General features: G+C 46.1%; 9 protein-coding genes and 7 tRNA genes. 6 read left to right on the top strand and 10 right to left on the bottom strand.

The genetic code is table 11. From position 1 onward, the window contains the following. From RH89_RS04505 to RH89_RS04480, 6 genes are all read right to left on the bottom strand, one after another. The coding region (locus RH89_RS04505) for an ATP-binding cassette domain-containing protein (protein ID WP_004399655.1) at positions 1–1,465 on the bottom strand (1,465 nt) is incomplete at its 3' end. Between the two features lie 1,048 nt (positions 1,466–2,513). After that, a tRNA-Pro gene (locus tag RH89_RS04500) sits at positions 2,514–2,590 on the bottom strand. Between the two features lie 47 nt (positions 2,591–2,637). Then, positions 2,638–2,713: transfer RNA gene (locus tag RH89_RS04495), tRNA-His, on the bottom strand. Positions 2,714–2,755: 42 nt separating this feature from the next. Next, positions 2,756–2,832, bottom strand: a tRNA-Pro gene (locus RH89_RS04490). Positions 2,833–2,900: 68 nt separating this feature from the next. Then, positions 2,901–2,976, bottom strand: a tRNA-His gene (locus RH89_RS04485). A 35-nt stretch (positions 2,977–3,011) separates the two neighbouring features. Beyond that, positions 3,012–3,088 (bottom strand) — tRNA-Arg (locus RH89_RS04480). Between the two features lie 364 nt (positions 3,089–3,452). Between RH89_RS04480 and RH89_RS04475 the strand changes: the two genes are divergently transcribed. Beyond that, a complete protein-coding gene (locus RH89_RS04475) occupies positions 3,453–3,866 on the top strand; it encodes a c-type cytochrome (RefSeq protein WP_004399654.1) in 414 nt (137 codons plus the stop codon). Positions 3,867–3,937: 71 nt separating this feature from the next. On the opposite strand, the gene rep is transcribed toward RH89_RS04475, so the two are convergent. After that, entirely contained in the window at positions 3,938–5,953 is a 2,016-nt protein-coding gene (rep, locus tag RH89_RS04470; RefSeq protein ID WP_004399653.1) for a DNA helicase Rep, read from the bottom strand. Between the two features lie 197 nt (positions 5,954–6,150). Between rep and RH89_RS04465 the strand changes: the two genes are divergently transcribed. The 4 genes from RH89_RS04465 to ubiK all read left to right on the top strand — a co-directional run bounded on the left by RH89_RS04465 (position 6,151) and on the right by ubiK (position 11,350). Further along, positions 6,151–6,720, top strand: a complete 570-nt coding sequence (locus tag RH89_RS04465; protein WP_139063225.1) for a TetR/AcrR family transcriptional regulator — start codon at positions 6,151–6,153, stop codon at positions 6,718–6,720. An 18-nt stretch (positions 6,721–6,738) separates the two neighbouring features. Next, positions 6,739–7,845: an efflux RND transporter periplasmic adaptor subunit gene (locus RH89_RS04460; RefSeq protein ID WP_004399651.1), complete on the top strand. Its 1,107-nt coding sequence runs from the start codon at positions 6,739–6,741 to the stop codon at positions 7,843–7,845. Positions 7,846–7,856: 11 nt separating this feature from the next. Further along, positions 7,857–10,982, top strand: a complete 3,126-nt coding sequence (locus RH89_RS04455) for a multidrug efflux RND transporter permease subunit (protein WP_004399650.1) — start codon at positions 7,857–7,859, stop codon at positions 10,980–10,982. Between the two features lie 116 nt (positions 10,983–11,098). Next, positions 11,099–11,350: a ubiquinone biosynthesis accessory factor UbiK gene (gene ubiK / locus RH89_RS04450; RefSeq protein ID WP_004399649.1), complete on the top strand. Its 252-nt coding sequence runs from the start codon at positions 11,099–11,101 to the stop codon at positions 11,348–11,350. Positions 11,351–11,570: 220 nt separating this feature from the next. Here ubiK and ilvC read toward each other — a convergent pair whose 3' ends face one another. Then, positions 11,571–13,055 (bottom strand): ketol-acid reductoisomerase, encoded by a 1,485-nt coding sequence (ilvC, locus tag RH89_RS04445; protein WP_004399648.1) that lies wholly within the window; start codon positions 13,053–13,055, stop codon positions 11,571–11,573. A gap of 160 nt (positions 13,056–13,215) precedes the next feature. Between ilvC and ilvY the strand changes: the two genes are divergently transcribed. Beyond that, complete coding sequence (gene ilvY, locus RH89_RS04440) at positions 13,216–14,100, top strand: HTH-type transcriptional activator IlvY (RefSeq protein ID WP_004399647.1); 885 nt, start codon at positions 13,216–13,218, stop codon at positions 14,098–14,100. A 286-nt stretch (positions 14,101–14,386) separates the two neighbouring features. On the opposite strand, the gene RH89_RS04435 is transcribed toward ilvY, so the two are convergent. After that, a tRNA-Trp gene (locus RH89_RS04435) sits at positions 14,387–14,463 on the bottom strand. A 68-nt stretch (positions 14,464–14,531) separates the two neighbouring features. Further along, a tRNA-Asp gene (locus RH89_RS04430) sits at positions 14,532–14,608 on the bottom strand. Positions 14,609–14,618: the final 10 nt, after the last annotated feature.

Genomic DNA, 14,618 nt, shown 5'->3' with positions numbered 1-14,618 from the left:
CTGAAACATCCAGTGCTGAAGTAGGTTCATCACAAATCAGCAGGCGAGGTCGTGTCGCCAGTGCACGTGCGATGGAAATACGTTGTCTTTGTCCGCCGGAGAACTCATGGGGGTATTTCACTCCCGCCATTTTGCCCAAACCAACGTGCTCAAGCAGGTCTTCAACAATCTGCCTGGTTTCGGATTCATTGCGTGTCAATTTGTGGAAACGAATCGGCTCCGCAATGATGTCGAAAATTTTCATTCGAGGGTTCATCGACGTATATGGGTTCTGGAACACCATCTGCATCTGACGGCGCAAAGGACGGCGCTCGTTTTCAGATTTCAGAGACGTTAAGTCGATGCCTTCAAAGGTCACCTTACCCGAGTTAGGTGCGTAAAGACCGGCAATCACACGTGCAATTGTCGATTTACCTGAACCGGACTCGCCCACCAGACCAAAAGTTTCCCCTTCGAATACTTCAAAGCTGACGTTATTTGATGCCTGCACGTATTCACGGCGGCTTTCGAAGAACGAATCCTTAGTCACAAAGCGAAGGTTAACGTTTTCTACGTTAAGCAGCGGACCCGTGTAATCACGGTGATCCTGGCTTTGACCCAACCAGTGATTCTTAACATCCAACGGCTCCATTTCATGCGCTTCTTCGATGTAGCTAACCAGCGGAAAGCGATCAAGCTTCACATCGGAGCGAGGAACCGCAGAGATGAGGCTGCGTGTGTAGGAGTGGTCAGGATCGCCCAATACTTTTTTGGTTGCGCCAAATTCGACTAAGTCACCACGATACATAACCGCAACGCGGTCAGTCACATTGGAAACCACACCCATATCGTGCGTTACCAACATACAGCCAACGTTTTTCTCGATACATAATTCGCGAATCAAGTTCAGAATTTGGTCCTGAATGGACACATCCAGTGCTGTGGTCGGTTCGTCTGCAATAATAAGATCTGGCTCACCAGCCAACGCTATGGCAATAACCACACGCTGACGCATACCACCAGAGAATTGGTGAGGGTATTGTTTTAAACGGTTTTCAGGCTGAGGAATGCCTACCTGTTTCATGAGAGACAAAGCGCGATCGTACGCTTCGCTGTCTGACACATTCATGTTGGCATGAATGGTTTCTTTTAGTTGTTGTTCCACCGTAAACAGTGGATTAAGCGACGTCATCGGATCTTGAAAGATAAACCCGATTTTAGAGCCGCGCACCTGGCGCATCTCTTCTGGGGTCAATCCGGAGATTTTTTCTCCATCAAGGTAAACATCACCATTAGCGATCAAACCCGGAGGGCTCAGCAAATCGATAACCGCATTACCCACGGTCGATTTACCTGCGCCGGATTCGCCAACCACACCCACGATTTCGCCTCTCTCTATATTAAAAGAAAGCGATTTAACGGCTGCATGTACCCCATGCCGCGATGGGTATTCAATTCGAAGATTTTTAACTTCTAGTAGTGACATCACCAGACCTCTACTGCTTTGGCAGCTTTCTGCCCTGTCTGCAAGTTGATTCCATTCTCTATCCGGCTTTACATCCGGCTTTTAACAGGCAAACAATTTGGCAAATAATTCACACAAAAGCAACAAACAAAGCATAAATGCGCACAAAACACATCGTTCAAAGCAGAATTAATGCATATTAATTCACAAAAACAAACTATTAAGTCTAAACAAATATGCTAAAAAAACAAAATTATCATTTAACTTTCATGGAAATAGAAAGCCAAATAGAGTAGCAATATGTTATTTAACACAATATTCGCAATTCACATTTAAGAATTTTTATTCGCCCGCACTTTTAACAAATAAAAAACATATCCCGCACAGCGGTAATTTTGCGAGATCTTTATCTATACAAATTCATAAGTAGCAATATTTAAGATTAAATTAGAAACAATAAGCAAAACTTTTAACCATTGAAGTTTTTAATCATAAAAAATCAAAAGTATTTTTCATTGCTATGGCAGTTAATTACAGCGAATTAAACTAGTAAAAAACGCAGAAAAACTCATTAATGTAGAAAAGTATTCGGTTTTTCAGTAAGAACTCAGGTTGATAACCGTACGCTATTGGTATGCAAAGAAAAATAAGTTCGCATTTAAAGGAGCATGCAAAAACTTAAAATTCGTCGCAATCTAGGTGGGAAATGTCACGTAATAGGCAAAAAATGACGTTATTTGGCGAAAAGATCTGACAGGTAGCATGACATTAATTGCAATTTTGCTAACCACTGTTAAACGAAAAAAGCCTCGTTATTTCTAACGAGGCTTTCTAATGATGGCCGATGAAGAGGGATTTGATCGGACTGGCGCCCCAGCCCACGACCCTATGCTATAAACCAGCAACCATCAAAACGAAAAAGCCCCGTTATTTCTAACGAGGCTTTCCAATAGTGGTCGGTGAAGAGGGATTCGATTGGACTGGCATTCCAGCCCACGACCCTATGCTATAAATCAGCAACCATCAAAACGAAAAAAGCCCCGTTATTTCTAACGAGGCTTTCTAAAAGTGGTCGGTGAAGAGGGATTCGAACCCCCGACCCTCTGGTCCCAAACCAGATGCGCTACCAAACTGCGCTATTCACCGACAATGTATTCGTTTCTTATCGAAACTGGTAATCGCTTACCAAATAATGGGGTGGCTAACGAGACTTGAACTCGCGACAACCGGAATCACAATCCGGGGCTCTACCAACTGAGCTATAGCCACCGCTAACTTTTTGTATAACCGCTTATGCGATTATTGAAATGGTGGTCGGTGAAGAGGGATTCGAACCCCCGACCCTCTGGTCCCAAACCAGATGCGCTACCAAACTGCGCTATTCACCGACAATGTCCCAGCACTCTTACTGGCATTCCCCCTTTATGGATCACCATAAAGCAAGAAAAAGAATAAATGGGGTGGCTAACGAGACTTGAACTCGCGACAACCGGAATCACAATCCGGGGCTCTACCAACTGAGCTATAGCCACCACTGAATTTACCGATTTAACTCCTTCCGGCGAAATGGCGCGCCCGAAAGGATTCGAACCTTCGACCTTTGGCTCCGGAGGCCAACGCTCTATCCAGCTGAGCTACGGGCGCATGCCCTATCGGCGGAGTGGAATAATACGTATATCACAAAGTGTCGTCTAGTGTTTTTTGCAGTTTTTTTATTGATTGTTGCCTTTTTCGGCAATTGGGATGTGATTAAACCCATGTCGCGAACAAGTTGTTGTTTATTGCAACAACCTGAGTCGCTATAATCACCTATTATTTATAATGATTTAACAGGTGTATTACACCTTTACGATCAAAAACCCTAGGTTTCGACGGGATGTGACGCGAAGTTTCAGAGTTGTTAGAAGTCGCATATGAGTGAGAGCTCGCCGCCACCAACTTAGGTAAATAACAAACTAAATAAAGATAAACATCGTATTTATCAAAGCCTGGAAATGTATAGCGAGTAATGGATATGTCACGTCGAGTAATTGGCCTTTTGGCAGCTACAATAACCTTTTCTAGTTTCTCTTTTGCAGCCAAAGTCAGCCAAGAAGAATATGATGCGATCGCTGAGCGCATTAAACCTGTCGGTCAAGTTTACCTGGCTGGCAGTGAACCTGCTTCCGCTGAGCCTGCTGGTCCACGCGATGGCGCTACCGTCTACAATGTTTTCTGTACTGCCTGTCATGGTACTGGAGTGAGTGGTGCGCCAATTAAAGGAGATGCTGCTCAATGGGCTCCGCGTATTGCTCAGGGAATGGACGTGATGACCGATCATGCCATTAACGGCTTCAATGCGATGCCTGCGAAAGGGGCTTGTATGGATTGTTCTGATGAAGAAATCATTGCCGCTATCGAGCATATGATTGAAGGGTTGTAACCTAACCTTCAGAAACAGAAAGCTTATATAAAGGAAGAGCAACGAATGTCGTTGCTCTTTTTGTTTCTTTTCTACTTCTTAAACATGGCTTTTAAGTTGGCAATGTGAGCTTGCCCTTTTTGCATGCGTTCTTCCTGAGAAACAGGTTTTTTCACTTGTTCCCATTCCACATCGTCAAATGGTAATTCATCCAGAAAACGGCTGTGCTGAGGTTTGATTAACTCACCGAACTGACGTCTCTCTTTACACAAGGTAAAAGTCAGCTCTTTTTGTGCTCGGGTAATCCCCACGTACATTAAGCGACGCTCTTCATCGACATTTTCTTCATCGATACTGGTTTGGTGAGGCAATATTCCTTCTTCCGCCCCAATCAGATAGACGTATGGAAACTCCAGACCTTTCGATGCATGCAACGTCATCAACTGAACTTGATCCGCATCATCGTCATCTTCACCTCGTTCCATCATGTCGCGAAGCGTCAGGCGCTGTACTACCTCTTTTAACGTTTTTTCTTCGTTATCGTAGTTGTCGCCTTCAAGGTCAGCCACAATCCAACTGTAAAGATCCGAGACGTTTTTCATCCGCATCTCAGCCGCTTTCGGGCTAGAGGACGTTTCGTAGAGCCAGTCTTCGTAGTTAATATCCCGCACCAAAGAGCGTACAGCCTCTACCGTATTGCCACGTTCTGCATTGTCGGAAATCGCCACGACCCATTGGACAAACTTCCGAAGGTTCTCCAATCCACGCCCGGACAAATGCTGCTCCAACCCAAGCTCAAAGCTCGCTTCAAACAGACTTTTGCCACGCATGTTGGCGTAGCTGCCCAGCTTTTCCAGAGTCACCGGACCAATTTCACGACGCGGCGTGTTAACAATCCGAAGAAACGCGTTGTCGTCATCCGGATTCACCAACACTCTTAAATACGCCATGATGTCTTTGATTTCAGCACGCGCAAAAAACGAGGTTCCACCGGAAATCTTATAGGGGATACGGTTTTGCATCAGAGATTTTTCAATCAGACGCGACTGATGGTTACCCCGGTACAAAATGGCGTAGTCTTTATAGTCAGTGCGATTTAAGAATTTGTGGGCAATCAGTTCTCCCGTCACACGCTCCGCTTCATGATCTTCATTTTTAGAAGTAAGTACTTTCAGCATTTCCCCATCAGGGATTTCTGAAAAGAGCGTCTTTTCATACACGTGGGGGTTGTTGGCGATCAAGATATTCGCGCTGCGAAGGATTCGGCTGGTTGAACGATAATTTTGCTCTAGTTTAATCAGCCTTAGATTAGGGTAATCTTGCCCTAGCAAAACCAAGTTTTGTGGCTTGGCTCCACGCCAGGAATAAATAGACTGATCATCGTCTCCCACCACAGTAAGACGCCCGCGCTCACCGACAATCAATTTCACCAATTCGTACTGGCTGGTGTTGGTATCCTGATATTCATCGACCAACAAATAGCGAATGCGATTTCGCCAACGTTGGCGCACATCTTCATTGGACTTGAGTAGCATCACCGGCAAAGCAATCAGATCATCAAAATCCAGTGCGTTGTAGGCTTTCATCTGCTTTTGGTACATTTCAAAGCAGTGACCAAATAATTTCTCTTGCTCGCCACGTGCACGCTCAATGGCTTGTGCTGGTGACCACATGTCGTTTTTCCAGTTCGAAATATGGCTAAGCAATGAGCGCAGTAAGTCTTTATCACCATCGAGTTCTTTTTCGGTCAGTTCTTTCAACAGCGCCATCTGGTCTTGATCATCAAACAACGAGAAACCCGCTTTTAAGCCAAGTGCCTTGTATTCGCGTCGGATAATGTTCAGACCTAAGGTGTGAAACGTCGATACCATCAGACCTTTGGATTCTTGCTTACCAAGGGTTTGCCCGACTCGCTCTTTCATTTCCCGGGCAGCTTTATTGGTAAAGGTTACCGCCGCAATATTGCGTGCCTTGTAGTCGCACTGCTGAACCAGATAAGCGATCTTATTGGTAATAACACGAGTTTTACCCGACCCTGCCCCTGCAAGAACCAGGCATGGACCAGACACGTATTTCACGGCTTCATCTTGTCTGGGGTTCAGCTTCATTTGATGTCTCTGTGGTTTCGAACTTTTGGAGGCATAGTGTAATTGCCTCATCTGATTTATTCCAAGAAGAATTGCTTCTTCAAATCTAAGATTCATGCAAATTAACTGTTGCATGATGCTATAGGGTTGGAAGTATAATGAATGAACGTTCATTCATTTTTTCTTTGGGTAGCGCAAACCATGAGGATCAAAACCCAATGAGTAATAATAAGCGGTTGAAAATATTGCAAGCGACAGAAAAATTACTTGCAGAGGAAGGGTTCCATGGTATATCAATGCAAAAAGTTGCACATTCAGCCGGTGTAGCTGCGGGCACCATTTATCGTTATTTCAGCGACAAAGATGATTTGCTGATAGAGGTTCGGAAAATGGTCTCGCAGAGAATTGCCGATGTTGTTCAAGCAAACGTCGACGATGAAATGCCCTTAAAGCAACGTTTCCGCGTTATGTGGCTTAACATCTGGCACTTAGCCCGAACAGAAGGGCGAACGCTGTGCAATCAACTCCAGTATGAGTCGCTACCCACACCAGCGTATATGAATATCAGGGAACTTGAACGGGAAATGTTTGCCAAAGTGGATCAAATGTTCACGGAGGGCAAACAATCGGGTGTTCTAAAACCTTTAGATAACCCAATTTTATCTGGTCTTAGTTTGGAAGTGGGAGTCACTCTTGCTCGAAAACATGCCTTAGGGATCTTTCAACTCGATGATGACGCATTAGAAGCGGCGATTGAAGCCAGCTGGGATGCCATTGTTCAACACTAACTTGGAGTTCTGAAGAGAATGAAAAAGTGGACTTTCTTTATGTTACTTATCGCGGTTTTGCTGTTCGGCAGCGTGATAGGTTTCAACTTGTTTAAGCAACAAAAGATCGCTGAGTATCTGGCAAACCGTCCAGAGCCTGAGTTTCCTGTGACGGTAACAAAGGTGGAAGCCGTAGACTGGGTGCCTACCATTGAAGCTATCGGTTTTATCGAACCTAATCAAGGCGTCACCCTGACCACTGAAACCAGCGGTGTGATCGATAAAATTCAGTTTGAATCTGGTGCAACAGTGAAAAATGACCAGACTCTGATCACTCTGGATTCAGAGGTTGAGCGCGCGAACCTGAAAAGTACTCAGGCGAAACTTCCTGCCGCTCAAGCGAAATTCAAACGCTACGCTGGTCTTTACAAAAAAGGCTCTGTCTCTAAAGAAGCTTACGACGATGCGCAAGCAGCTTACTTATCGCTTTCTGCAGACATTGAAAGCCTGAAAGCGTCCATTGAGCGCCGAGAAATCAAAGCCCCATTTGCTGGCGTAGTCGGTATTCGTAACGTTTACCTTGGCCAGTACTTGCAACCAGGCACCGACATTGTTCGCCTAGAAGACACCAGTGTTATGCGTCTGCGCTTTACGGTTCCTCAAACCGATATCTCTCGCATCAACATCGGACAGCAAGTCGACATTAAAGTAGATGCGTACCCTGAAGGTTCATTCGAAGGTTCCATTAGTGCAATTGAGCCAGCAGTCAGCGTGCAAAGTGGTTTGGTACAGGTTCAAGCCGACATTCCTAACAATGACGGTCGCTTGCGCAGCGGTATGTTTGCCCGCGCGAACATTATCCTGCCAACTATCGAAAACCAGGTCACCCTGCCGCAAACAGCGATTACATTCACGCTATATGGTGACAACGTTTATATCCTGTCGGATAAAAATGGCGAGCAACGCGTAAAACAGCAAGTCATCAAAGTGGGTGAACGTACCGGTCACATTGCTCATATTCTGGAAGGCGTGAATCCGGGTGATGTGGTTGTTACTTCAGGTCAGGTTCGCCTGAGTAATGAAGCGAAGGTGCGCATTGTTGAAAGCGATGCAATCAACCCACCTGCTGAAACACCAATGCTGTAATCGGAGGAAGCATGCGCTTTACTGATGTTTTTATTAAACGTCCTGTTTTAGCGGTATCGATCAGCTTTTTGATTGCTTTGCTTGGTTTGCAAGCGGTGTTCAAAATGCAGGTTCGTGAATACCCTGAAATGACGAATACAGTAGTAACCGTTTCAACCAGTTACTACGGAGCCAGTGCCGATCTGATTCAGGGCTTTATTACACAGCCCTTGGAACAAGCCGTCGCACAGGCAGACAATATTGACTTTATGACGTCTCAGTCCGTTTTGGGTAAATCCACCATTACGGTAACCATGAAGCTCAATACTGATCCCAATGCTGCTTTGGCTGACATTCTGGCGAAAACCAACTCGGTGCGTTCACAGCTTCCAAAAGAAGCCGAAGACCCAACCGTTACCATGTCGACAGGCTCAACCACCGCGGTTCTCTACATTGGTTTCACCAGTGATGAATTGGTGTCTAGCCAGCTAACAGACTATCTTGAGCGAGTGATCAATCCTCAGCTATTCACGGTTAACGGCGTATCTAAGATCGACCTTTACGGCGGTTTGAAATACGCACTGCGTGTGTGGCTGGATCCTGCCAAAATGGGCGCACTGAACCTGACGGCAACCGACGTAATGGGTGTATTGAACGCCAACAACTATCAGTCTGCAACAGGTCAGTCTACCGGTGAGTTTGTGCTGTACAACGGCAGTGCCGACACACAGATCTCCAACGTGGAAGAACTGCGTCGATTGGTGGTGAAAACTGGCGAAGGTTTGGTGATCCGCCTTGGCGACATCGCAAAAGTATCTCTGGAAAAAAGCCATGACGTTTATCGTGCAAGTGCCAATGGTCAGGAAGCAGTAGTCGCAGCGATCAACGCCGCACCAAGTGCAAACCCGATCAACATTGCGGCAGACGTGCTAGAGTTATTACCAACGCTCGAAAAGAACCTGCCAAGTAACATCAAAATGGAAGTCATGTATGACTCCACGATCGCAATTAATGAGTCGATTCAGGAGGTGATTAAAACCATTCTGGAAGCAGCGCTGATTGTACTGGTGGTGATCACACTCTTCCTGGGCTCTTTCCGTGCGGTGCTTATTCCGATCGTTACTATTCCACTTTCATTGATTGGTGTGGCGATGGTGATGCAGGCAATGGGATTCTCATGGAATCTGATGACACTTTTAGCAATGGTCCTTGCCATCGGTCTGGTAGTAGATGACGCCATCGTCGTATTGGAAAACGTTGACCGCCACATCAAGCTGGGTGAGTCTCCATTCCGCGCTGCCATCATTGGTACACGTGAAATCGCGGTTCCAGTTATCGCAATGACATTGACGTTGGGTGCAGTATACGCACCAATCGCAATGATGGGTGGCATCACTGGGTCGCTCTTCAAGGAGTTCGCCTTAACGCTTGCAGGGTCGGTATTTGTCTCTGGTATCGTGGCACTGACGCTTTCGCCGATGATGTGTTCAAAAATGCTTAAGGCAAACGAAAAGCCAAGCAAATTTGAGCAGACCGTTCATAGCTTCTTGGATCGCATGTCGGACAAATACGAAGGCATGCTGGCTGCGGTAATGCAGCGTCGTCCTGTCATCATCGCGTTTGCCATCATTGTATTTGCCAGCCTTCCAATGCTGTTTAAGTTCATCCCAAGTGAACTGGCCCCAGCAGAAGATAAAGGTGTGGTCATGCTAATGGGTACGGCACCTTCCAACGCCAACCTGGACTTCATGCAAAACACCATGAACGACGTGAACAAGATTTTATCGGATCAGCCAGAAGTGGCGTTCGCACAGGTCTTCACTGGTGTACCTAACTCCAACCAGGCATTTGGTATTGCTTCAATGGTGCCTTGGAGTGAGCGTGAGGCTAGTCAGGCAGACGTGAAAAACCGCGTAGGTCAGTTGGTACAAGACATCCCGGGCATGGCAGTCACGGCATTCGAGATGCCAGAACTTCCTGGTGCAGGTTCTGGTCTGCCTATCCAGTTCGTTATGACAACGCCAAACAGCTTCGAAAGTCTGTTCCAGGTAGCAACAGATGTATTGACTGAAGTGAATGGCAGCCCGTTATTCGTATACTCAGATCTGGATCTGAACTACGACTCAGCCACCATGAAAATCCATATCGATAAAGATAAGGCGGGTGTGTACGGCGTGACCATGCAAGACATAGGCATCACTCTAAGCACCATGATGGCCGATGGTTACGTTAACCGAATCGATTTGAATGGTCGTTCGTATGAAGTTATTCCTCAGGTAGAACGTAAGTACCGCCTGAACCCGGAATCGATGAACAACTACTATGTTCGCGCAGCAGATGGCAAAGCCATTCCTCTGGGCAGTCTAATCTCGATTGAAGTGGTAGCAGAGCCTCGCTCATTGCCTCACTTTAACCAGTTAAACTCTGCCACTGTAGGCGCAGTTCCTTCTCCAGGTATTGCCATGGGTGAAGCCATCAATTGGTTTGAGAACATTGCTGAGACCAAACTGCCTGCGGGTTACAACCATGATTACATGGGTGCCTCTCGCCAGTTTGTTACTGAAGGAAGCGCACTTTACGCAACTTTCGGATTGGCATTGGCAATTATCTTCTTGGTACTGGCGATTCAGTTTGAATCCGTGAAAGATCCACTGGTTATTATGGTATCGGTACCTCTGGCGATATGTGGTGCTTTGATTGCCCTTGCGTGGGGTGCGGCATCAATGAACATCTACTCGCAGGTTGGTCTGATTACCCTTGTCGGGCTTATCACCAAGCACGGTATCTTGATTTGTGAGGTTGCCAAAGAAGAGCAGCTTCATAATAAGAAGAACAAGATGCAGGCCGTTATGGAAGCCGCAAAGGTTCGTCTTCGCCCAATCCTGATGACCACCGCTGCGATGATCGCAGGTCTGATTCCTCTGATGTACGCAACAGGTGCAGGTGCCGCTCAGCGATTCAGCATCGGTATTGTTATCGTGGCGGGCCTGGCAATCGGTACTCTGTTCACCCTGTTCGTACTTCCGGTGATATACAGTTATCTGGCAGAAGACCACAAACCATTGCCAGTCTTTGTTGAAGACAAGGAACTGGATAAACTGGCTCGCGTTGACGAAGCGAAAGCAGCGCAGCGAGAGATTCGTAACGAATCGGTCTAAACCAACGAAAATTTTGGTTCGTAAAAAGGCTACTCAGGTAGCCTTTTTCTTATCTGTAGCTAACGACTTTGTACGTGGAATTACATAAAATGGAACCAAATAGAAAGGAGTTACCCATGTTTGATCCGAAGAAACTCGAACAAATTGCCAAACAGATTCATGAATCGATGCCACAACCTGTAAAAGAACTTGGCAGCGATGTAGAACATAAAGTACGCCAGGTCATTCAAGGTCAGCTAAACAAGCTGGATGTTGTTAGCCGAGAAGAGTTTGATGTACAGACTCAAGTATTGCTTCGCACTCGTCAAAAGCTGACAGAAATGGAGCAAAAGCTGGCGGAGCTGGAAGAGAAGCTTGCAGATAAGTAGACCCAAGAAGTAGTACAAAAAGAAAGGCTTGCTCCAAATGGAACAAGCCTTTTTAATTTATGTTGTGTTTACTATTTGTATTATCGACCCCAGTCTGCTGGAGTTCTTTTGCTTTATAAGCGTAGTCGATTTACTCGACAACGCTGGAACAAATATTCAGTTTTAGAAGAAGGCACTCACTTTGAACGTTAGTGAATGCCTGGCTTCTCAGAAGTCGGAATTAGCCGCCTACTGCGATACGTTTCATGTCAGTCATGTAACCGCGAAGCTCTTCACCGATGTACTCAACTGGGTGGTTACGAATCGCTTCGTTTACTTCGATTAGGCGAGCATTGTCTACTTGGTTAGAAGACTCACCCAGTCCTTTACCAATAACGTCTGTGCCTACTGAAGGCATGAACTTCTCACGTAGCAGTGGAGTAGCAACGTTAGCAAACAGGTAGTTACCGTATTCTGCAGTATCAGAAATAACCACGTTCATTTCATATAGACGCTTACGAGCAATGGTGTTCGCAATCAGTGGAAGCTCGTGCAGAGACTCGTAGTATGCAGACTCATCAATGATGCCAGACGCCGTCATAGCTTCGAAAGCTAGCTCAACACCCGCACGAACCATAGCGATCATTAGGATACCGTTATCGAAGTACTCTTGCTCTGAGATTTCTACGTCAGTTTCTGGGTAGTTTTCAAAAGCAGTTTCACCCGTCTCTGCACGCCAGCCAAGTAGGTTCACATCGTCGTTTGCCCAGTCTGCCATCATAGTGCTAGAGAAGTGACCCGTAACGATGTCATCCATGTGCTTGTTGTACAGAGGACGCATCAGATCTTTTAGCTCTTCAGATAGCTCAAATGCTTTGATTTTTGCTGGGTTAGACAGGCGATCCATCATGTGAGTGATACCACCGAACTTCAGTGCCTCTGTCACTGTTTCCCAACCGTATTGCAGAAGTTTACCAGCGTAGCCAGCATCAACACCGTCAGCAATCATCTTCTCGTAACATACGATAGAGCCCGCTTGAAGCATGCCACAGAGGATGGTTTGCTCACCCATTAGGTCAGACTTAACCTCAGCAACAAAAGAAGACTCTAAACAACCTGCACGATGACCGCCTGTTGCCGCAGCCCAAGCTTTTGCGATATCCCAGCCTTCGCCTTTTGGATCGTTCTCAGGGTGAACCGCGATAAGAGTAGGAACACCGAAACCACGCTTGTATTCTTCACGAACTTCAGTACCCGGACACTTAGGTGCAACCATTACAACCGTTAGGTCTTTACGGATCTGAATCCCTTCTTCAACCACGTTGAAGCCATGAGAGTAACCCAGAGCAGCACCTTCTTTCATTAGAGGCATTACCGTTTCAACCACATTAGTGTGTTGTTTGTCCGGCGTAAGGTTCATCACAAGATCCGCTTGAGGGATAAGAGTCTCGTAGCTCCCTACTTCAAAGCCATTGTCTTTTGCGTTTTTGAACGACTGGCGTTGCTCATCAATCGCAGCCTGACGTAGTGCATAAGATACGTCCAGACCAGAGTCACGCATGTTCAGACCTTGGTTAAGACCTTGCGCACCACAACCTACGATGACCACTTTCTTACCTTTCAGGTAATCAGCTTCTGTTGCGAATTCGCTGCGATCCATAAAGCGACAACGACCTAATTGGTCTAGTTGCTCACGCAAGTTTAAGGTGTTGAAGTAGTTAGCCATTTTCTGGAACTCCTGTTTAATTTTTCCATAAGGTCGACAGCTCAATGTCGAATACCCTCATACTAATTCAGACATTAAGTTGCTCAAAGTGATATATTCACAATTAGTAATTGCAATAATCGCAACAACCAATCTTTTTATTGATCAAAATGACACCATTATGAACATCAAAAGCCTTCAATACTTTGTTCATCTTTGCGACAGTCGAAGTTTTAGTAAAACCTCGACGGCAATGCACATCAGTCCTTCAGCGCTCAGCAGGCAGATACAAAAGCTCGAAGACGAAATTCAGCAGACCTTATTTCTTCGTGATAATCGCAGTGTGGATGTGACACCGGCAGGTAAAAAGCTGCTTCCTGTTGCAATCCAGATGATTGGTGAGTGGAATCAGTTTCGCTCTTCGGTATCGGGAGAAACCGAAGCTTTAACTGGTGAACTAAGGCTATTTTGTTCCGTTACCGCCAGTTATTCTCACCTTCCAGACTTGCTCAATGACTTTCGAATTCAGTACCCCAATATCGAGCTAAAACTGTCTACAGGTGACCCTGCTCAGGCGATAGATAAGATCCTCAATGACGAAGCAGATATCGCCATTTCAGCCAAACCCGACAACATGCCAGCCAAATTGATGTTTGAAACCATCAGCGACATCCCTTTGTCGGTAATAGCGCCAACAGGAAACAGTAGCTTCGCTCCATTACTCAACCAAGAAAGCCCAGATTGGTCTCAAATTCCATTTATCGTTCCAGAGGCAGGAACAGCAAGAGACAGAGCCAATCACTGGTTTAAAAAAATGAAGCTTAAACCCAACGTTTACGCTCAAGTAGCAGGGCATGAAGCCATTGTAAGCATGGTCGCTCTAGGTTGTGGCGTTGGCTTTGCGCCAGATGTGGTCATTAACAACAGCCCGGTACGAGACAAAGTAGAGCGTTTAAAAGTACTACCTCTAAAGCCTTTACAACTAGGTGTATGCTGCCAACAAGCACAAATCTCCAATCCGATGATCAAAGCACTATGGGAGCTAGTTGAAGGAAAGTTTGTATAGATAACAAAAGGTCCCGGTATTTCTACTTAAGCTTTCTGTATGGCAGGGGAACTGAGCCGGTACTCCGAAGATTCAACCGGGCTGGCGATACAGCTCCTAACGCTTGCTTTGCAAAAGCAATAGATGCAAAAAAGCCTCAGCATTTCTGCTGAGGCTTTCATATGACAAGGGGGACTGGAGCGGCACTCCGAGGATTCGGCTGAGCTGGCGAACCAGCTCTTAACACCTACTTTGCAAAAGTAATAGATGCAAAAAAGCCCCAGCATTTCTGCTGAGGCTTTCTGTATGGCAGGGGTGGAGAGATTCGAACTCCCAACACGCGGATTTGGAATCCGCTGCTCTGCCAATTGGAGCTACACCCCTAAACTGTATTGAATCTTTAAATGTCAGATTCAAAAAAACCTCGCACTAAGCGAGGCTTCTTAAATAAATGGCGGAGTGGACGGGACTCGAACCCGCGACCCCCGGCGTGACAGGCCGGTATTCTAACCAACTGAACTACCACTCCGCAGTGGAAT

The sequence above is a fragment of the Vibrio nigripulchritudo ATCC 27043 genome, from assembly GCF_000222685.1.
Classification (GTDB): Bacteria; Pseudomonadota; Gammaproteobacteria; order Enterobacterales; family Vibrionaceae; genus Vibrio; species Vibrio nigripulchritudo.
Note: the sequence above shows the minus strand (reverse complement) of the source record. Positions and strands in the feature narration are given on the sequence as shown.